General features: G+C 54.4%; 19 protein-coding genes. 12 read left to right on the top strand and 7 right to left on the bottom strand.

The features are described from left to right. Nucleotides 1-181 precede the first annotated feature (181 nt). The 7 genes from ACTJJA_RS04495 (at nucleotide 182) to ACTJJA_RS04465 (ending at nucleotide 7296) form a co-directional block, all read left to right on the top strand. Nucleotides 182-2086: an exodeoxyribonuclease VIII gene (locus ACTJJA_RS04495; RefSeq protein WP_440666401.1), complete on the top strand. Its 1905-nt coding sequence runs from the start codon at nucleotides 182-184 to the stop codon at nucleotides 2084-2086. Further along, entirely contained in the window at nucleotides 2073-2312 is a 240-nt protein-coding gene (locus ACTJJA_RS04490) for a DUF4060 family protein (protein ID WP_010429806.1), read from the top strand. The genes ACTJJA_RS04495 and ACTJJA_RS04490 overlap by 14 nt, the downstream gene beginning before the upstream one ends. Before the next feature lie 61 nt (nucleotides 2313-2373). Beyond that, nucleotides 2374-2589 carry an excisionase family protein gene (gene xisR / locus ACTJJA_RS04485; RefSeq protein ID WP_010429804.1) on the top strand — a complete coding sequence of 72 codons (216 nt, stop codon included), beginning with the start codon at nucleotides 2374-2376 and terminating at the stop codon, nucleotides 2587-2589. Then, nucleotides 2589-3875 carry an Arm DNA-binding domain-containing protein gene (locus tag ACTJJA_RS04480; RefSeq protein WP_440666399.1) on the top strand — a complete coding sequence of 429 codons (1287 nt, stop codon included), beginning with the start codon at nucleotides 2589-2591 and terminating at the stop codon, nucleotides 3873-3875. The genes xisR and ACTJJA_RS04480 overlap by 1 nt, the downstream gene beginning before the upstream one ends. A gap of 73 nt (nucleotides 3876-3948) precedes the next feature. Beyond that, entirely contained in the window at nucleotides 3949-4620 is a 672-nt protein-coding gene (gene phoP, locus ACTJJA_RS04475; RefSeq protein ID WP_010429800.1) for a two-component system response regulator PhoP, read from the top strand. Continuing rightward, on the top strand, nucleotides 4620-6083 hold the full coding sequence (phoQ, locus tag ACTJJA_RS04470) for a two-component system sensor histidine kinase PhoQ (RefSeq protein ID WP_440666397.1): 1464 nt from the start codon (nucleotides 4620-4622) through the stop codon (nucleotides 6081-6083). Before phoP ends, phoQ begins: the two co-directional genes overlap by 1 nt. 91 nt (nucleotides 6084-6174) lie before the next feature. Then, nucleotides 6175-7296: a ribosomal protein uL16 3-hydroxylase gene (locus ACTJJA_RS04465; RefSeq protein ID WP_440666395.1), complete on the top strand. Its 1122-nt coding sequence runs from the start codon at nucleotides 6175-6177 to the stop codon at nucleotides 7294-7296. An 85-nt stretch (nucleotides 7297-7381) separates the two neighbouring features. Here the strand turns inward: ACTJJA_RS04465 and ACTJJA_RS04460 are convergent, their stop codons facing one another. After that, entirely contained in the window at nucleotides 7382-7873 is a 492-nt protein-coding gene (locus ACTJJA_RS04460; RefSeq protein WP_440666393.1) for an REP-associated tyrosine transposase, read from the bottom strand. A gap of 101 nt (nucleotides 7874-7974) precedes the next feature. Next, nucleotides 7975-9198, bottom strand: coding sequence for a peptidase T (gene pepT, locus ACTJJA_RS04455; protein ID WP_010429790.1), 1224 nt, complete (start codon nucleotides 9196-9198; stop codon nucleotides 7975-7977). Between the two features lie 237 nt (nucleotides 9199-9435). Between pepT and potA the strand changes: the two genes are divergently transcribed. Genes potA through potD form a run of 4 tightly spaced genes read left to right on the top strand, consistent with a single transcriptional unit; the run spans nucleotide 9436 to nucleotide 13244 of the window. Beyond that, nucleotides 9436-10584 (top strand): spermidine/putrescine ABC transporter ATP-binding protein PotA, encoded by a 1149-nt coding sequence (gene potA / locus ACTJJA_RS04450; RefSeq protein ID WP_325827622.1) that lies wholly within the window; start codon nucleotides 9436-9438, stop codon nucleotides 10582-10584. Next, nucleotides 10568-11425, top strand: a complete 858-nt coding sequence (potB, locus tag ACTJJA_RS04445) for a spermidine/putrescine ABC transporter permease PotB (protein ID WP_042718889.1) — start codon at nucleotides 10568-10570, stop codon at nucleotides 11423-11425. The genes potA and potB overlap by 17 nt, the downstream gene beginning before the upstream one ends. Next, a complete protein-coding gene (gene potC / locus ACTJJA_RS04440) occupies nucleotides 11422-12213 on the top strand; it encodes a spermidine/putrescine ABC transporter permease PotC (RefSeq protein WP_042718888.1) in 792 nt (263 codons plus the stop codon). The genes potB and potC overlap by 4 nt, the downstream gene beginning before the upstream one ends. After that, nucleotides 12210-13244: a spermidine/putrescine ABC transporter substrate-binding protein PotD gene (gene potD, locus ACTJJA_RS04435; protein WP_100167025.1), complete on the top strand. Its 1035-nt coding sequence runs from the start codon at nucleotides 12210-12212 to the stop codon at nucleotides 13242-13244. The genes potC and potD overlap by 4 nt, the downstream gene beginning before the upstream one ends. 34 nt (nucleotides 13245-13278) lie before the next feature. On the opposite strand, the gene cobB is transcribed toward potD, so the two are convergent. Genes cobB through lolC form a run of 5 tightly spaced genes read right to left on the bottom strand, consistent with a single transcriptional unit; the run spans nucleotide 13279 to nucleotide 18218 of the window. Further along, complete coding sequence (cobB, locus tag ACTJJA_RS04430; RefSeq protein WP_440666390.1) at nucleotides 13279-14100, bottom strand: Sir2 family NAD+-dependent deacetylase; 822 nt, start codon at nucleotides 14098-14100, stop codon at nucleotides 13279-13281. A 14-nt stretch (nucleotides 14101-14114) separates the two neighbouring features. Beyond that, on the bottom strand, nucleotides 14115-15026 hold the full coding sequence (gene nagK, locus ACTJJA_RS04425; protein WP_440666388.1) for an N-acetylglucosamine kinase: 912 nt from the start codon (nucleotides 15024-15026) through the stop codon (nucleotides 14115-14117). Between the two features lie 54 nt (nucleotides 15027-15080). Further along, entirely contained in the window at nucleotides 15081-16325 is a 1245-nt protein-coding gene (lolE, locus tag ACTJJA_RS04420; RefSeq protein ID WP_325826961.1) for a lipoprotein-releasing ABC transporter permease subunit LolE, read from the bottom strand. After that, nucleotides 16325-17026, bottom strand: a complete 702-nt coding sequence (gene lolD, locus ACTJJA_RS04415) for a lipoprotein-releasing ABC transporter ATP-binding protein LolD (RefSeq protein WP_010429765.1) — start codon at nucleotides 17024-17026, stop codon at nucleotides 16325-16327. Before lolD ends, lolE begins: the two co-directional genes overlap by 1 nt. Further along, on the bottom strand, nucleotides 17019-18218 hold the full coding sequence (lolC, locus tag ACTJJA_RS04410; protein WP_108418024.1) for a lipoprotein-releasing ABC transporter permease subunit LolC: 1200 nt from the start codon (nucleotides 18216-18218) through the stop codon (nucleotides 17019-17021). The genes lolD and lolC overlap by 8 nt, the downstream gene beginning before the upstream one ends. A 257-nt stretch (nucleotides 18219-18475) precedes the next feature. On the opposite strand from lolC, the gene ACTJJA_RS04405 reads away from it, so the two are divergent. Further along, entirely contained in the window at nucleotides 18476-19549 is a 1074-nt protein-coding gene (locus ACTJJA_RS04405; RefSeq protein ID WP_440666386.1) for an acyltransferase family protein, read from the top strand. The last annotated feature ends 43 nt before the right edge of the window (nucleotides 19550-19592 follow it).

The raw sequence follows: 19592 nt of genomic DNA, 5'->3' as shown, positions 1-19592 counted from the left end.
ATATAAGAAATCGGGAATGCATGAAAGGAAAACAGACATATACCCCTTTAAGCGCACGATTTATTTATGTGAGCAATGCAATGAAAAAAGAGAAAGGCGTAACGCGTTAAGAAATGTAAGGCGCGTTATTCAAAAACCATATCGATAAACATCACTTCCCCAAAAATTAATAGAGGTAATTATGTCTGTTGAATTAAAAGTTTTCGGCGGCGCTTATTTCCCGAAAGATAAAGCATTAAAAAAATGTCCGGATTTAAAACCGCTTGCCACTGCTGTTAATGCGACCACAAAAGCCATAGCTGAAGCCGTTATTTTTGGCAAGCTGGCAGCTGAACACCCGGAACACATTGATGATTTCTTCAAAGTTAAAATCTGGGAACACCGAGAAGGTTTACCCTGCCCTGAGCTTGATGTTTTCTCACCTGCATTTTTCGATACCGTTGCTATATGGAATGTGAATGCAGGTGAGCCAGCTGCAGCGCCACAGCCAGAAATCAATGAAAAAGCAGACTGGGAGGACAACAAGGCACAGGAAGAAATTAAAACCGTTGCGCGTCTTGACCAGGCATCACGAGCAGCTTGTCTGGCACTGTTCGGGCCGGTCCCTGGAATCACTACGGCGCAGTTCGGCCAGATCGTAGACCTGATTAACGATGATGCTGGCAGCTTTACCCGCGAACTGGCAGAGGCACTGGCGAAAGAGACCCGTGCGCTGGCGCTGGCGCCGGAACGGCAGGAGCAGCTTCTCGCATGGGTACGTGAGAACACAAAAGATTCTGCGCAGTGGCCGGATATCAAAAAGCAGATCGCTAAATGGATCGATACCCCGGTAGATAAGCGACCTCAAACTGTTCGTACTACCACCGAAGAAAACCTCACAGACACTGGCTCCACTTTGGGCGGGGGAAATAAGACAGACCGAAGCCCGGATCTGGTACACAACCTCTCTACGCTCAAGATAGAGGTTGCTGTTGCGATTCTGAGCACCTTCGACGAAATCGATATTTACTCAATTCCAAACAAGTTTTTCATTCCCGCTAAGGCCATGGCCGAAGCTGAGCAGGACACCCGCTTCACAGCCTGGTGGAAAAAGCTGCGCGGTACCCCAGGCATTCTGGACTATTCACGCGCAGCCATTATCGCCCTGATTAAATCTGCTCAGGAAGACCTCTGGATGGATCCCGTCGCCTTGCGTGAGTACATCAATCGCGAGTTGGTTGAATCTGACCACGCGCACCCCGATCAGAAAACGATTGATAAGGCTTGCCGCCCAAAACCTCGCGCCAACCCTGAGGAAATCGAAAATGATAAAGCCAAACCGCCTGTATCTGGCGAAACTTTGCCACCAGCAGTTTGCCCTGGCAAAGCTGCGCAACTCGACAAAGAACTCAACGAGGCATTCGCTCAGGACTCCACACCTGAAAAGCAGGCTGGTGATCAGCCGCGGGTGGAGAATATGGGCGGCGGAGTCTTCTCAGTTGATACTCTGATAAACGCCACCTCCTCAAATGAAGTCGAAAAACAGGAAGTGCCTTCCGCGCTAAATGATCGCGAGATTGAAATCGCCCATGCATTAAACGAGCTGATGTCCGGGCGCACAAACATCGGTGACCAGGACGATATCGAAAATCTCACCGCCACCACGGGTAAAGACATCGAGCATATTTTCCCGTTACTGATTGCAGATATCACCACGACTGAATTCTCTCTGTCGCCTTATTTCAGTGATGATGAAGTACAAGACGTTGCTACTACGATTCTTGAACAGTGGTCTGACGATATCAGCGTTCGTCAGAAAATAGCCCTTGATGCGATTGTGGAATACCGCCGCCCTGAGCTGCCAAAACCTGTCGTGCTCGCTCCACCGACCGTTACTGCAAAGCCGAAAATCGAGTCCGAACCAGCACCTGAAACATACTCGCCGCTTTCGTCTGTTACCTACCTGCAACAGCTGACAATTGCAGCGCTGCAGGGCTTATGTTCCAACCCGGCTTATTGCAATCAGTATGAAGAGTTACCGGTTATGGCCGCCGGGCTTGCCCACAGCGTGATCAACCATCAGGAAGGATCCTGTGCGTCTGATTAACCGTAGCAAGGGAGACAGCATCGGCGGGCCAGCATGCGCCGCCGCGCTCAAATGCCATTTTGAGAAATATGGCGCGCATGGTCGCAGCGACAAGCAGACTTTTTACACCATCAAGTTCCAAGGGAGAAAAATTACGGTTGAGGTTGTTAACCGCCCCCGTAGTTACGTGGCCACGGCAATGACCGGTGCCAGGCATCTCCGGTGCCTCCCTGGCCTTGGTCGATGATTTTTGACAATCAATATACTATCTGCCGCTGCGGTATCGTGGCGGCGTCATGGAGTTAAGCATGGCGCAAATCATTTTTGATGAAGAGTGGATGGTGGCGGGAAAGCTAACTGAAAAAACGGGGCTGGATGACAGGCAAATAAAAGCTTATCGCCTCGGATGCTGGATTGAAGGGGTTCATTTTAAGCGAGTACCTGCGGTACCCGGCGGAGAAAGCAAACGCGCTTTGGTCTGGTACAACTTCCCGCTGATTAATAGATTTATTCAGGAAGCATGATGAACTTTCCAACCGGCGTTGAACTTCATAACGGAAAAATCAGGATCACTTTTACCTATCGCGGCATTCGCTGCCGCGAAGTTCTCCGTGGCTGGGTGGTTAACAGCAGCAACATCAAGAAGGCGGGAAACCTTCGCGCCGTCATCGTAAGTGAGATCCAGTTCGGCCAGTTCGATTACGCGGCGCGCTTCCCTGAATCAAAGGCTCTTAAAAAATTCTCATCAACTAAACGAATCGGCACATTCAACGATCTTTGTGAATTTTTTATAGATACTAAGGCGCTGGAAGTCTCAGAAGCTACATTGCATTCCATTGTCTCTGTGGTTAATACCCTTAAGCGTGTTGTGGGCGAAAACACTCGCCTGGTTGATATTCAGCATGCTGATGTTCTGAATTACCGCAAAGAGCTACTTACTGGGGAGGTTGTTAATCCTTCGATGCCCAATCGGAGCAAAAAAGGTCGCGCGCCTTCAACAGTCAATAAACAGATGGCTGTTTTATCAGAAATGCTGAAGCTTGCGAACAGAAGCCAGTTTATATTACACGCTCCTTATGAGGGAGTATCGAGGCTCAAGCTATCAAAGGCAGATCCTGATCCGCTTTTACTTCATGAGTATCATGCGTTAATTGCTCTCCTCCCTCGCAAGTGGGTTTTAATCATTATTGTGTCTGTCCATACAGGAATGAGGCCAGGTGAGGTTTGTGCTCTGGCATGGGATGATATCGACCTGAAGAAAGGTGAAATTCATGTATCCAGAAGCCTTACGAATAAAGGGTTGTTTGTGCCGCCCAAAACTGATGCCGGGATAAGAACGATCACTCTGCTGAAGCCTGCCCTTGATGCGTTGAAGGAGCAGTACGAAATCACCGGCAATAGTCCCAGGCAGCAAATCATCTTCCATCATCGGGAGCTTGGCAAAACCGAAACGCAAAATCTACGTTTCGTTTTTTCTCCTGAGAGGTGCACGTCGGGCAAGAACCGATATTTTTCGAAGAACTCGATTTCGTATGGGTGGAAACGGGGCACTAAACTATCCGGGATACGTGAAAGAAATCCCTATCAGTCCCGACACACATACGCCTGCTGGACGCTAATGGCCGGTGCTAATCCTTCCTTTATCGCCAGCCAGATGGGCCATGAGGATGCGCGTATGGTGTACGAGGTTTACTCGAAGTGGATTGGAGATATGAACCAGGATCAGGTCAATATGCTGAATAATCAGATGCCGACTGCAATGCCCCCAAGACGCCCCCAAGGCACTGGTAGCATTAAAAAAGTCATTTAATTTCATGACGCTGGTTTCAAACTACATAATCAGCGTTAAACTATTCATACCAATTATTTAGGGAGAAGAGATGATGCGCGTACTGGTTGTTGAGGATAACGCATTGCTACGACATCACCTGAAAGTTCAGCTTCAGGAGATGGGACATCAGGTGGACGATGCTGAAGATGCAAAAGAAGCCGATTATTATCTCAATGAACACCTGCCGGATATCGCCATTGTCGATTTAGGCTTGCCGGATGAAGACGGTCTCTCGCTGATCCGTCGCTGGCGCAGCCATGACGTCTCTCTGCCGGTGCTGGTCCTGACCGCCCGTGAAGGCTGGCAGGATAAAGTGGAAGTGCTCAGCGCGGGTGCGGACGACTACGTAACGAAGCCGTTTCATATCGAAGAAGTCGCTGCGCGCATGCAGGCGCTGTTACGTCGCAACAGCGGTCATGCCTCGCAGGTTATCTCCCTTCCGCCATTCCAGGTTGATCTTTCCCGCCGCGAATTTTCCATCAACAATGAAGTGGTCAAGCTGACGGCATTCGAGTACACCATCATGGAGACGCTTATCCGTAATAACGGCAAAGTGGTGAGCAAGGATTCCTTAATGCTCCAGCTTTACCCGGATGCCGAGCTACGGGAGAGCCACACCATTGACGTGCTGATGGGACGTTTGCGCAAAAAAATTCAGGCGCAATACCCGCAGGACGTGATCACCACGGTTCGTGGTCAGGGTTACCTGTTCGAATTACGCTAATGAAAGGAATTTCACGACACTTTCTGCCCCTTTCGCTGCGGGTTCGCTTTCTGCTGGCAACCGCTGCTGTGGTGCTGGTGCTTTCTCTTTCCTATGGGATAGTGGCGCTGGTCGGGTATAGCGTGAGCTTCGATAAAACAACCTTCCGTCTGTTACGCGGCGAAAGTAACCTGTTTTATACCCTGGCGAAGTGGGAAGATAACCACATTACCGTGGATATGCCTGAGCACCTCAATCAGCAAAGCCCAACGCTGGCGTTAATTTATGATGAAAAAGGCAAACTGCTGTGGGCTCAGCGCGACGTCCCCTGGTTGAAAAAACGCATTCGACCGGAATGGATCAGGACGAATGGTTTTCATGAGATTGAGGCCGATCTCAATTCAACCAGTGCATTGCTGCATGACGATCGCGCCCTTCAGCTAAAGCTGAATGAGATACGCGAGGATGACGACGACACGGAGATGACCCACTCCGTCGCCATTAATCTCTATCCCGCTACCATGAACATGCCGCAACTGACCATCGTGGTGATCGACACCATTCCGGTTGAGCTTAAACGTTCTTACATGGTCTGGAGTTGGTTCGTGTATGTTCTGGCCGCCAATCTTCTGCTGGTTATCCCTCTGCTGTGGGTCGCAGCATGGTGGAGTTTGCGTCCGATAGAATCACTGGCCAAAGAGGTTCGCGAGCTGGAAGAACATCATCGTGAAAAGCTCAACCCGGAAACCACGCGCGAACTCACCAGCCTGGTGCGTAATCTTAACCGCCTGCTGAAAAGCGAGCGCGAACGCTATGATAAATACCGCACCACGCTCACCGACCTGACGCACAGCCTTAAGACGCCGCTGGCGGTCATGCAAAGCACGCTGCGTTCCATGCGTAGCTCAACGCTCAGCGTCGATGACGCAGAGCCTGTGATGCTTGAGCAGATCAGTCGTATCTCGCAGCAAATTGGCTATTATCTCCATCGCGCCAGCATGCGTTCAGGAAGTGCGTTATTGAGCCGCGAGCTGCATCCGGTGGCGCCTTTACTGGACAACCTCACTTCCGCGCTGAACAAGGTGTATCAGCGTAAAGGGGTAAACATCAGCCTCGATATCTCGCCGGAAATCAGCTTCGTGGGCGAGAAAAACGATTTCATGGAAGTGATGGGGAACCTGCTCGATAACGCCTGTAAATACTGCCTGGAGTTTGTGGAAGTGTCCGCACGTCAGACGGATAACGAGCTGCACGTCATCGTTGAAGACGACGGACCCGGCATTCCCCGCAATAAACGTGAAGTGGTGTTTGATCGTGGTCAACGCGCCGATACGCTGCGTCCGGGTCAGGGGGTGGGGTTAGCCGTCGCCCGGGAGATTGTCGATCAGTACGATGGCAAAATTGAAACGGGTGAAAGCCTGCTGGGCGGTGCGCGAATGGAGGCTATTTTTGGCCGCCAGCATCCCATATCGAACGATACTTGACCCGTTATGTGAAAAATGCGCGGATCTCGCACTCAGGCTCCTGAGCTTCCGTTATAATCCGACTCAATAAGAGCCTGCGGAATAAAAAAATATGGAATATCACTTAGCACTTAACTGGCCCGAGTTTATCGAGCGCTACTGGCAAAAACGCCCGGTGGTTCTCAAACGCGGGTTCAGCAATTTTGTCGACCCTATCTCCCCTGATGAGCTGGCCGGCCTGGCCATGGAAAATGAAGTCGACAGCCGCCTGGTGAGCCACCAGGATGGAAAATGGCAGGTCAGCCACGGTCCTTTTGAAAGCTACGATCACCTGGGCGAAAATAACTGGTCTTTACTGGTGCAGGCGGTCAACAACTGGCATGAGCCTACCGCTGCCTTAATGCGCCCGTTCCGCGCCCTGCCCGACTGGCGAATGGACGATCTGATGATCTCCTTCTCCGTTCCCGGTGGCGGCGTTGGCCCGCATCTGGATCAGTACGACGTGTTTATCATTCAGGGTACCGGCCGCCGTCGCTGGCGCGTGGGTGACAAAGTGCCGATGAAACAGCACTGCCCGCATCCGGACCTGCTTCAGGTTGACCCGTTTGAAGGGATCATCGACGAAGAGCTGGAGCCGGGTGATATTCTCTACATTCCGCCGGGATTCCCGCACGAAGGTTACTCCCTGGAAAACTCGCTCAACTACTCCGTGGGGTTCCGCGCGCCAAGCGGTCGCGAAATGATCAGCGGCTTCGCTGACTATGTTCTGCAGCGCGAGCTGGGCAGCTACCGCTACAGCGACCCGGACGTGCCATCGCGTGAACACCCTGCTGACATCCTGCCGGAAGAGCTTGATAAGCTGCGCGGCATGATGCTGGATTTGATCAACGAGCCGGAACATTTCAAACAGTGGTTTGGTGAGTTTGTCAGCCAGTCACGCCACGAGCTGGACGTTGCGCCGCCGGAGCCACCGTATCAGGCCGATGAGATTTATGATGCCCTGCAACAGGGTGACAAGCTGGTTCGCCTTGGTGGGTTACGCGTGCTGCGGATTGGTGAAGATGTCTTCGTAAACGGCGAAAAGCTGGACTCTCCGCATCGTCCGGCGCTGGAGGCCATTGCAAGCCGCCTGGTGTTGACGGCCGATACCTTTGGCGACGCGCTGGAGGATCCTTCCTTCCTCGCCATGCTTGCCGCGCTGGTGAACAGCGGGTATTGGTTTTTTGAGGACTAAGTCGCTGTAATGCCCGGTGGCGCTTCGCTTACCGGGCCTACGATCAGAATGTAGGCCGGGTAAGGCGTAGCCGCCACCCGGCTTTTTACTTCCGCTCACCTGCCGCAAAATCCTCGATCTCTCCGGCCCAATCCTCTGGGTATAACCCTTCCCGTACGTCCCGATGAAACGTTGAATACGGCCAGTCGCGAACCTTACTGACGAAGCCATGCTTCAGCGGATTGATATAGACGTAATCCACATGCCGCCGGTAATCCTGTTCATTGCGAATGGTGTGCTCCCAGAAACGCGGCTGCCATATGTGGCGCATGTCGATGTTGCGGCTAAACGTTTTTTTAATATCCCGCCAGCGGGCCGAAAAGTCGCTGTCGCCTTCCGGTAGGGTCCAGATACAGTGCATATGTTCGGGAAGGATAACCCAGGCGTTTATGGTAAAGGGCTTCGCGCGTTTAACCATAGAGGTGGCAGCACGCAGGCTGTCGATATGACGTGTAAGCAAATCGCTCTGGCGGTTTTGCAGGTTGACGGTGAAAAACCAGGTACCGCCTGGGACGTAATGGCGACGATAGTTTGACATTGGCGCTCCTTGCCTAAAAGCCGGGTGGCGGCTGCGCCTTACCCGGCCTACAAAAGCGTGCTCCCGTAGGCCCGGTAAGCGAAGCGCCACCGGGCGTTTTCTCAGCGTTTTGCCGTCAGTTCAGCTATCCGCACAATCACCTTCACCGCTTTTTCCATTCCTTCCAGCGTCACAAACTCATGCTTGCCGTGGTAGTTATACCCGCCGGTAAACAGGTTCGGGCAAGGTAATCCCATAAACGACAATTGCGAGCCATCAGTACCACCGCGAATCGGCTTCAGCTGCGGTTCAATGTCACAGTCGCGCATGGCCTGCTGAGCGATGTCGAGGATATGAGGATGCTCCATCACCTTCTCACGCATATTGTAATAGCTGTCTTCTATGATCAGCTCAATATAGCAATCAGGGTGTAACCCTTTCCCCACCTTCTTGGCGATCTCCATCATCTTACGTTTGCGCGCCTCAAAGGCCTTACGGTCGAAATCGCGAACGATGTAGTGCATCTGCGCGCTGTCCACGGTGCCTTTGATGCTGGTCAGGTGATAGAAACCTTCATACCCTTCCGTCATTTCAGGGCTCTCTTCCGCCGGAACCTCGGCATGAATACGCGACGCCAGCGACAGCGCATTTACCATCACACCTTTCGCGGAGCCTGGGTGAACGTTGTTCCCCACAATCTTGATCGTCACCGACGCAGCGTTGAAGTTCTCATACTCGAGTTCACCGACACCGCCGCCGTCAACGGTATAGGCCCACTTCGCATTGAAGGCCTCGACATCGAAATGTTTTGCGCCCTTGCCCACCTCTTCATCCGGCGTAAAGGCCACGCGGATATCTCCGTGCGGGATATTTTTGCCTTTCAGCACCGCCAGCGCCGTCATGATCTCCGCAATGCCCGCCTTGTCATCCGCACCCAGCAGCGTTTTGCCGTCAGTGGTGATCAGCGTCTGGCCCAGCAGCTGATGCAATACCGGGAACATCACCGGCGAGAGCACTTCATCGCCAATACCCAGCGCGATATCCCCGCCGCGGTAGTTTTCAACAATCTGCGGGTTCACATGTTTACCGCTAAAATCCGGAGAGGTGTCGACATGGGAGATAAAGCCAATCGCCGGGATATCCCCGTCGACATTGGCAGGCAGCGTTCCCATCACAGTGCCTTTCTCGCTTAACGTGACGTTGACCAGCCCCATGGCGTCAAGCTGCTCTTTAAGCAGATTTAATAACTTCCACTGGCCTTCGGTGCTCGGCACCTGGCGAACACCCGGTTTAGATTGGGTATCCAGCGAAACGTACTGTAAAAAACGCTCAAGTAATTTATCCATGCAGTCACCCTCACTTTTTGTGACAACATTATCAATAAGCATCAAAACGCAAATATTGCGTCAGGTCACTTTTATCCCGCAAACGAGAACTTTTTTCGTTTATGTCATGCTGTGTTTATAAATGTAGCTTATGAATCAGTGACAAGGATTGGCGATTGCAGGGGATTGCCGTAGAATGTCCGCCCTCATTACGAGTCACCAAGGTGGTTACACACAAACCCCGCTTCGGTCTGCTGCCTGAGGCGTCTATATGGGACAGCGCAAAAATTGAATACACAATCCCGTTCACGTTCACCGCTGGTGCAACTGGAACGAATTCGTAAAAACTTTGATGGTAAAGACGTTATTTCCGACCTCACTCTCACCATCAACGACGGTGAGTTTCTGACGCTGCTTGGCCCCTCTGGCTGCGGCAAAACCACCGTACTGCGCCTTATCGCCGGGCTTGAAAGCGTTGATAACGGCCATATCCATCTTGAGAACCAGGATATTACCCAGGTTCCCGCAGAAGACAGACACGTCAATACCGTCTTTCAGAGCTACGCCCTGTTCCCGCACATGACCGTGTTTGAGAACGTCGCGTTTGGCCTGCGGATGCAGAAAACACCTGCCACTGAAATCCCACCGCGCGTCACCGAAGCCCTGCGGATGGTGCAACTGGAAGAGTTCGCCCAGCGTAAACCCCATCAGCTTTCCGGCGGTCAGCAGCAGCGCGTGGCCATCGCCCGCGCCGTGGTCAACAAGCCGCGTCTGCTCCTGCTGGATGAATCCCTCTCCGCGCTGGATTACAAGCTGCGCAAGCAGATGCAGAACGAATTGAAAGCCTTACAGCGTAAGCTGGGCATTACCTTTGTTTTTGTGACCCATGACCAGGAAGAAGCCCTGACCATGTCCGACCGCATCGTGGTGATGCGTGACGGAAAAATCGAGCAGGACGGCACGCCGCGCGAAATCTACGAAGAGCCGAAGAATCTGTTTGTCGCCAGCTTCATCGGTGAGATCAATATCTTCGACGCCACGGTGATTGAACGCCTCGACGACCAGCGCGTGCGCGCCAGCGTTGAAGGCCGTGAGTGCACTATCGCGGTGAATTTCCCCGTTGAAAAGGGACAAAAGCTTAACGTCCTGCTGCGCCCGGAAGATCTGCGCGTCGAGGAAATTCATGGCAATACCGAGGCCGAAGGGTTAATCGGCTATATCCGCGAGCGCAACTACAAAGGGATGACGCTGGAGTCCGTTGTTGAGCTGGAAAACGGCAAGATGGTGATGGTCAGCGAGTTCTTTAACGAGGATGACCCTGACTTCGACCACTCTCTCGACCAGAAAATGGTTATCAACTGGGTAGAAAGCTGGGAGGTTGTGCTGGCTGATGAAGAACACAAGTAAATTCCAGAATGTGGTGATCGCCACGATCGTCGGTTGGCTTGTGCTGTTTGTCTTTTTACCCAACCTGATGATCGTTGCTACCAGCTTCCTGACCCGCGACGACGCTAACTTCGTTTCGCTGGTCTTTACGCTGGACAACTACGCGCGCCTGCTCGACCCGCTCTATTTTGACGTGCTGCTGCACTCGCTCAATATGGCGCTGATTGCCACCCTCGCCTGTCTGGTGCTGGGTTATCCTTTCGCATGGTTCCTCGCGGGCCTGCCGCAAAAGGTGCGTCCGCTGCTGCTGTTTTTACTGATTGTTCCCTTCTGGACCAACTCGTTAATCCGCATCTACGGGCTGAAAATCTTCCTGAGCACTAAAGGCTATCTCAACGAGTTTCTGCTGTGGCTGGGGGTGATTGATACGCCAATCCGTATTATGTTCACCCCGAGCGCGGTGATTGTCGGCCTGGTTTATATCCTGCTGCCGTTTATGGTGATGCCGCTCTACTCCAGCATCGAGAAGCTGGATAAACCGCTGCTGGAAGCGGCAAGAGATCTGGGTGCCAGTAAGCTGCAGACTTTTATCCGCATCATTATTCCGCTGACGATGCCCGGTATTATTGCAGGCTGTCTGCTGGTGATGCTCCCGGCGATGGGCTTGTTCTATGTGTCGGATCTGATGGGCGGTGCGAAAAACCTGCTGATTGGTAACGTCATCAAGAGCCAGTTCCTGAACATCCGCGACTGGCCGTTCGGCTCGGCCACCAGCATTACGCTGACGGTGGTGATGGGCCTGATGCTGCTGGTCTACTGGCGCGCCTCGCGCCTGCTGAATAAAAAGGTGGAGCTAGAATGATCGGTCGACTGCTTCGCGGCGGTTTCATGACCGCCATTTATGCCTGGCTCTATATCCCGATCGTAATTTTGATCGTGAACTCATTCAACAGCTCGCGGTTCGGGATTAACTGGCAGGGCTTTACCACCAACTGGTACAGCCTGCTGATGAACAACGACAGCCTGCTGCAGGCCGCTCAGCACTCGCTGACGATGGCGATCGTCTCTGCCACCTTCGCGACGCTGATTGGCTCCCTCACCGCCGTCGCGCTCTACCGCTACCGCTTTCGCGGCAAACCCTTCGTCAGCGGCATGCTGTTTGTAGTGATGATGTCACCGGATATCGTCATGGCCATTTCGCTGCTGGTGCTGTTTATGCTGCTGGGCGTACAGCTTGGCTTCTGGTCGCTGCTGTTCTCGCATATCACCTTCTGCCTGCCGTTTGTGGTGGTGACCGTCTTTGCGCGTCTTAAAGGGTTCGACGTGCGTATGCTGGAGGCGGCGAAAGATCTGGGCGCCAGCGAGATGACCATCCTGCGTAAAATCATCCTGCCGCTGGCAATGCCTGCCGTGGCGGCCGGATGGTTGCTCAGCTTTACTCTGTCGATGGATGACGTGGTGGTCTCCTCCTTCGTGACCGGGCCGAGCTATGAAATTCTGCCGTTGAAGATCTATTCAATGGTGAAAGTCGGCGTCTCACCGGAGGTGAACGCGCTGGCGACCATTCTGCTGGTGTTGTCACTGGTTCTGGTGATTGCCAGCCAGGTTATTGCTCGTGATAAAACAAAATCTCAGGGGACAATGAAATGAAAAAAATGCTCGCCGCTGCGGCGCTGGTGCTTGGCATGGGTGCCGCGCACGCTGATGACAGCAAAACGCTCTACTTCTACAACTGGACCGAATACGTGCCGCCAGGGCTACTGGAACAGTTCACCAAAGAGACGGGCATCAAGGTGATCTACTCGACCTATGAGTCGAATGAAACCATGTACGCCAAGCTGAAAACCTACAAAGACGGCGCGTACGATCTGGTCGTTCCTTCCACCTACTTTGTCGACAAAATGCGCAAAGAGGGCATGATCCAGAAGATCGATAAAACGAAGCTAACCCATTTTTCAAACCTTGATCCGGAGATGCTTAACAAACCGTTCGATCCCAATAACGACTACTCCATTCCTTACATCTGGGGTGCGACAGCGATTGGCGTGAACAGCGATGCCATCGATCCGAAAACGGTTACAGGCTGGGCCGATCTGTGGAAACCGGAATACAAAGGTAGCCTGCTGTTAACCGACGATGCGCGTGAGGTGTTCCAGATAGCGCTGCGTAAACTCGGCTATTCCGGTAACACCACCGATCCGAAAGAGATCGAAGCGGCCTACAACGAGCTGAAAAAGCTGATGCCTAACGTGGCGGCATTCAACTCTGATAACCCGGCAAACCCGTACATGGAAGGCGAAGTGAATCTGGGGATGGTGTGGAACGGCTCCGCGTATGTTGCCCGCCAGGCCGGTACGCCGCTGGAGGTCGTCTGGCCGAAAGAAGGCGGGATCTTCTGGATGGACAGCCTGTCGATTCCGGCCAACGCGAAAAACGTGGACGGCGCGTTGAAGCTGATTAACTTCCTGCTGCGCCCCGACGTGGCGAAGCAGGTGGCTGAAACCATCGGCTACCCGACGCCAAATCTGGCTGCACGCAAGCTGTTAAGCCCTGAAGTCGCGAATGATAAATCGCTGTACCCTGATGCTGACACCGTCAGCAAAGGCGAATGGCAGAACGACGTGGGTGACGCGAGCCGTCTTTATGAAGAGTATTATCAGAAGTTAAAAGCAGGTCGTTGAGATGTGACGGGCGACGCGATGTCGCCCGTCACAACTACAGCCCCTTCAGGAGTTTATCCACAAAAGCTGGCACCACTTCACTTGCCAGGCCATAGTGTTTCTCTTCAAACTCACTGCCCACCTGGCTCGGCTCCAGATTAAGCTCTACCGTATGCGCGCCCTGGAGTTTAGCCTCGTGAACAAATCCCGCCGCCGGATAGACGTGCCCGGACGTGCCGATGGCAATGAACACGTCCGCCATCGCCAGCGCGCTGTAGATCTCATCCATGCCCAGCGGCATTTCGCCGAACCACACCACGTGCGGGCGTAAACGCGCAGGAAACTGACAGCAATGGCATTTGTCTTCCGGCAGCACGTCCTCTTTCCAGTCCAGCACCTGACCGCTCCAGGCGCAGCGAACCTTGAGCAGCTCGCCGTGCATGTGGATGATGTTTTTGCTACCCGCCCGCTCGTGCAGGTTATCGATATTCTGTGTCACCAGCAGAAAACGATCCCCCAGTGCCTCTTCCAGCTTAGCCAGCGCCAGATGCGCCGCATTCGGCGCAATCTCAGGCTGCTGAAGCTGACGACGACGGGCGTTATAAAACGCCTGCACCAGGTCCGGATCGCGAGCGAAACCTTCCGGCGTCGCCACGTCCTCGACACGGTGCTCTTCCCACAGCCCGTCCGCCGCGCGGAAGGTTCGAATTCCTGACTCGGCGGAGATCCCCGCGCCGGTCAGCACCACCACTCTGGGTTTATCCATCGCTTCTGGCATCATTCTGTCTCTGAAAAAGATCCGCTGGCGCAAGCGCTCACGCAAGCGGCGTTTGTTTTTGCGAAAACGGCTGAGTCGACCCTGGCGACGCGACAGCATAGAAACCTCGTAGACTAATCGGTGAGATGAAGGAATGCGGCTCCGCGCATGCCTCCCGCGTCCCCGTGTCGCGCGCGTTCAATACGCGGCACGCGGGCGACCGGCAATAAATGTCGGGGCAAACGCCCGGACAGCTGTTCCGTAATCGCAGTAAAGTTTGATAGCCCTCCCCCAATCACCAGCAGATCCGGGTCGACGATGGTGAGAATATTTCCCAGACACACCGCCAGCAGATCAAGATAGCGCTCGACGTGCTCACGCGCCTGCGCATCCCCTTGCTCCCACAGGGTAATGATTTGGGGGGCTTCAAGTTTCTGATGATAGAAGTGTTCGTAAAGCCATGCAAACCCGCGGCCGGAGAGTGTGTTCTCAATACAGCCGTGCTGGCCGCAGCCGCAGCGGATGAGCGGAAAATCACGCCCAACGACCTCCAGCGCGTCCACCGGCAGACGGATGTGACCAAACTCGCCGGTGATGTAACTGCGCCCGGTGATCGGCTTACCGTTGATCACAATCCCACCGCCGACGCCGGTACCGAGGATCAGCCCCATCACCAGTGGGTACTGACGGAACTCATCATCCCAGGCTTCGGAGAGGGCAAAACAGTTGGCATCGTTATCTAAACGCACGTCGCGTTCAAGGAGGACAGAGAGATCGGCGCGCAGCGGTTTACCGCTGGCGGCAGGCACGTTGGCGGCATACAGCGTGCCATCGTCGGTTTCGGGCATGCCCGGAATCCCAATGCCGACGCTGCCTTTCACGCCAAAGCGTTCATCGGCTTGCGCCACCAGCGCGGCAATGGCGGTTAAAAATTCATCGTAGCTTTCGCGCGGCGTGGGAACGCGGGTTTCCCACTGCAGTTTGAGGTCTTTATCAAACACGCCGAACGCAATCTTGGTGCCGCCAATATCAAATCCGTAATACATGATGCATTCCTCTGCTTGATCCAGCGGCCTAAAGACCGCTAAACCATGACGAAATTACTGGCCACTTAGTACCCTCGCCGGATCAATTCGGCTTGCGCGACGCGCCGGATACCAGCTTGCCAGCAGACTCAGTAAAAGTGCTGTAACCAGCACATAAAAAACATCCAGCCAGTGCAGTTCAGACGGCAGGAAGTCAATAAAATAGATATCACCCGACAGGAACTGGTGGCCAATCAGCTTTTCAATTCCGTTGATGATTGGGGTCAGCTGCAGGGAAACCACCACGCCAATCACCACGCCGCACAGGCTGCCGAACAGCCCCGCAAGCAAACCGTACCAGACGAAGATGGCGCGAATAAGGCCGTCTTTCGCCCCGAGGGTACGCAGCACGGCGATGTCACCGCTCTTATCCTTGACCGCCATCACCAGCGTCGAGACGATATTAAAGCACGCTACACCAATCACCAGCACCATCGCCAGATACATAATGGCGCGGATCATCTGGATATCACGGTACATATACCCGTAAGTGCCGATCCAGCTTTTGATGTAGACATAGTTATTGGTCACGCTGCCCGCATCACGCACAAGTTTGTTGGCGTTAAAGACGTCGTTCACCTTAATGGCAATGCCCGTCACGCTGTCGCCCATGTCGAGATACTGGCGCGCGTCTTCCATCGGCACCATGGCGAAGCTGTGATCGAGCTGCCCGCTCAGCTGAAGAATGCCGGCAACGTGCAGGCGCACGCGCTTAGGCTGCTGCAGTTTGTGGTCGGCGCTGGCGTTCGGGATCATGATCGAGACCCAGTCGCCCTGCTTCACCTTCAGAGCATCGGCAACGCCTTTGCCCATGATGATCTGCTGCTCGCCAGCCTTAAAGTTGGCCCACGCGCCGTTCTGCACAAATTGCGGCAGCGCGCTGAGACGCTCCTCCTGGGCGGGGTTGACACCTTTCACCTGAATGGCGCGCAGGTTTACCCCGCTCTCCACCAGCCCGGTAAAGTTGATGTAGGGCGCGGCCGCGGCAATGCCCGGCACTTTTTCGACTTTTGTGAGCGCATCGCTCCAGTTCGTCCACGGCTGGTTAACCGGCTCGATCTCCCCGTGCGGTACCACCGCCAGAATGCGGTTATTCAGCTCACGCTCGAAGCCGTTCATGGCGCTTAAGCCCACGATCAATACCGCCACCCCGAGCGCGATACCCACGGTGGAGATCACGGAGATGAGCGACACCATGCCGCCGCGACGGCGACCACGACTAAAACGTAAACCGATGAGTAGCGATAACGGTGACGCCATTACTCTGCTCCCATCAGGGTCAGTTCCGCGTTCAGATGGCCGTCGCGCATCTCAAGCTGGCGACCCATGCGTTTTGCCAGCTGCAGATCGTGGGTCACCACCAGAAACGCGGTGCCCTGCGAGGCGTTCAGCTCGCCCAGAAGCTGGAAAATACTGTCAGCATTGCGCGCATCCAGGTTACCGGTAGGTTCATCCGCCAACACCAGACGCGGATTGTTCACCAGCGCACGGGCAATCGCCACGCGCTGGCGCTCGCCGCCGGAAAGCTCTGAGGGACGGTGGTTCCCGCGATGGCCCAACCCTACCGCTTTCAGCATGTCGCTGGCGCGGGCGTTAATTTCTGCCGGTTTCTTTTTGCCAATCAGCAGCGGCATTGCCACGTTTTCCAGCGCCGTGAAGTCCGGCAGCAGGTGGTGGAACTGGTAGATAAAACCCAGCTCGCGGTTACGCAGCTCGGCCTTCGCCGCGGAGGACATCTTGCTCATCGGCTGGCCGGAGAAGATCACGTCACCTTCGGTTGGCGTATCCAGCCCGCCCAGCAGATGCAGCAGCGTACTTTTGCCTGAGCCGGAGCTGCCGACAATCGCCATCATCTCGCCTTCACCCACGCTGAAGCTCACATTGTGCAGCACGTCGGTCTGCACAGTGCCTTCCTGATAGCGTTTGGACAGGTTGTCGCATTGCAACAGGATCTTATTCATAACGTAAAGCCTCAGCGGGTTGAGTGGCGGCAGCGCGCCAGGAAGGATAAAGCGTAGAAAGCAGCGCAATGGCCATCGCGGCCAGCGCAATACCGACCACCTGCAGCGGCTCGATAGCCACCGGCAGCGCCGCGCCATCAAGCAGCGCGCCGATGATCGGCATTAGGTTATTCAGCTGGCTGGCAAGCAGCGCGCCCAGCACGGCGCCGAGCAGCGCGCCGATGATGCCTGCGCTTGCCCCCTGGACCATAAAGACCGCCATGATCTGGCGCGGCGTGAGCCCCTGGGTTTGCAGAATGGCGACTTCGCCCTGCTTCTCCATCACCATCAGGCCCAGCGAGGTGATGATGTTAAATGCCGCTACGGCGACGATCAGGCTCAGCAGCAGCCCCATCATGTTTTTTTCCATGCGAACGGCCTGGAACAGTTCGCCTTTACGGTCACGCCAGTCCTGCCATTTGGTACCTTCCGGCAGCGTTTGCTGGCTGAGGGTATCGACCTTGAGCGGCTGATCGAGCCACAGGCGCCAGCCGGTAATGTTTCCCGCCGGGTAGCGCATCAGGCGCGACGCATCCTGGATGTTAACCAGCATCTGATAGCCGTCGACTTCGCTGTTGGCGGCAAAAGTACCTATCACGTTGAACAGGCGCTGGCTTGGCAGGCGCCCCATCGGCGTAAACTGGCTGGCAGAAGGTACCATCACGCGCAGCTGGTCACCACGGTTGACGCCGAGCTGTCCGGCAAGCTGTTCGCCGAGGATGACATTGTATTTACCGGGCTGCAGATCGGATTGCTTCACGTTAACCAGATACGGCGTCAACGGGTCCTTTTGGGCAGGATCAATCCCCAGCATGACGCCGACCGCCACGCTGCGGGCGCTTTGCAACACGACATCGCCGGTGGTTAATGGCGCAACGCGCGTGACACCCTGTAACTTCGCTGCGCTTTCCGGCAGCTGTTGCGGGTTCACGGAACCGTTGGTTGAGGAGAGAACGGCCTGCGGCATCAGCCCCAGGATATTGTTTTGCAGCTCACGCTCAAAGCCGTTCATGACGGAAAGCACCGTCACCAGTGCCATCACGCCAAGCGTAATGCCAATAGTCGAAAGCCAGGAGACAAAGCGACCGAAGCGGTCCGCGGCGCGCCCACGCATGTAACGTAAGCCTATGAAGAGTGCGACAGGTTGATACATGAAATCCGTCTGTTTGCTGATAGCAGACCCACGAGTATATAAGCGAATCCGTTAAGCGTAAATGACTGAAACCGTAAGCTTTGGTAATCATTTTTCCGAAAAACTCAGATAAATCAGGGTGGTACTTTCGGTTTCTTCTTTGCACACCCTCCACCTTTTCCGAAAAACGTCCCGATACAGACAGTTACCCGTTACATCTCGCTGTCGTTTTAGAACAATTGCCCGTTCGTTTATGGCAAAACAGGTATTGGTTACCGATGAAACAAAAAGCATTATGGATTAATCAGATAAAGGGGCTGTGCATCTGCCTGGTGGTGATTTACCACTCGGTCATCACCTTTTATCCTCATCTCAGCGGGCTGCAGCATCCGCTGTCAGGGCTTCTCGCCAAATGCTGGGTCTATTTTAACCTGTATCTCGCACCGTTCCGCATGCCGGTGTTCTTCTTTATCTCCGGCTTTCTGATCCGCCGATACATTGATGAAGTAGACTGGCGCACCAGCCTCGACAAGCGCATCTGGAGCATCGTCTGGGTGCTGGCGCTATGGGGAATACTTCAGTGGCAGGCGCTGACCCACCTTAATGCCTGGCTCGCACCGGAACGTGAACTGGCAACGTCCTCGAATGCGGCCTACGCCGACTCTGTCTCGGGCTTTATTCTGGGTATGCTCACTGCCAGCACCAGCCTGTGGTATCTGTATGCCCTGGTGGTCTATTTCACCCTGTGCAAACTGCTGAGCCGCTGGAAGCTGCCAGTTCTGGGCCTGCTGGCGCTGGCGAGCATTGCCATTAACTTCCTGCCGCTGCCGTGGTGGGGAATGAACAGCGTCGTGCGTAATATGATCTACTACAGCCTGGGCGCGTGGTACGGTGCCCAGCTTATGGCCTGGATGAAGGGGCTGGAAATAGGTCGCATCTGGCTGGCGCTGGTCGCGTTCGGGGCGGTATCCGTGGTGCTGTGGTTTGCAAACGTTCCTCTCCCGCTCTCACTGCTGTCGATTGTGCTGATCATGAAGCTTTTCTACAGCGTTGAGCAACGTTATGCCGTCCATCCAGGAAACCTGCTGAATGTGGTGGGTTCGAATACCATTGCGATTTACACCACGCATCGCATTTTGATAGAGGCTTTTAGCCTGTGCCTGATTGGTGAAATGAATGCCGGGTACTGGCCGGTGTGGGCCGAGTTAACGCTGATTCTGGTCTACCCGTTCGCCAGCCTGCTGGTCTGCACCCTTGTAGGGCTTGGCATACGCAAGATTTCCACCTCTCTCTTTGGCGATCTCTTTTTCTCCCCACCCGCTACGCTCTCCCCATCAACCGCCACCCGTTGATGCCCTCTCCGCCCCCTTTTCGGGGGCGAATTGCCGCCCATAC

This window comes from Enterobacter sp. 22452, assembly GCF_052045065.1.
Classification (GTDB): domain Bacteria; phylum Pseudomonadota; class Gammaproteobacteria; order Enterobacterales; family Enterobacteriaceae; genus Enterobacter; species Enterobacter mori.
The sequence above is the reverse complement of the archived record's forward strand: the minus strand, read 5'-3'. Positions and strand labels throughout refer to the sequence as shown.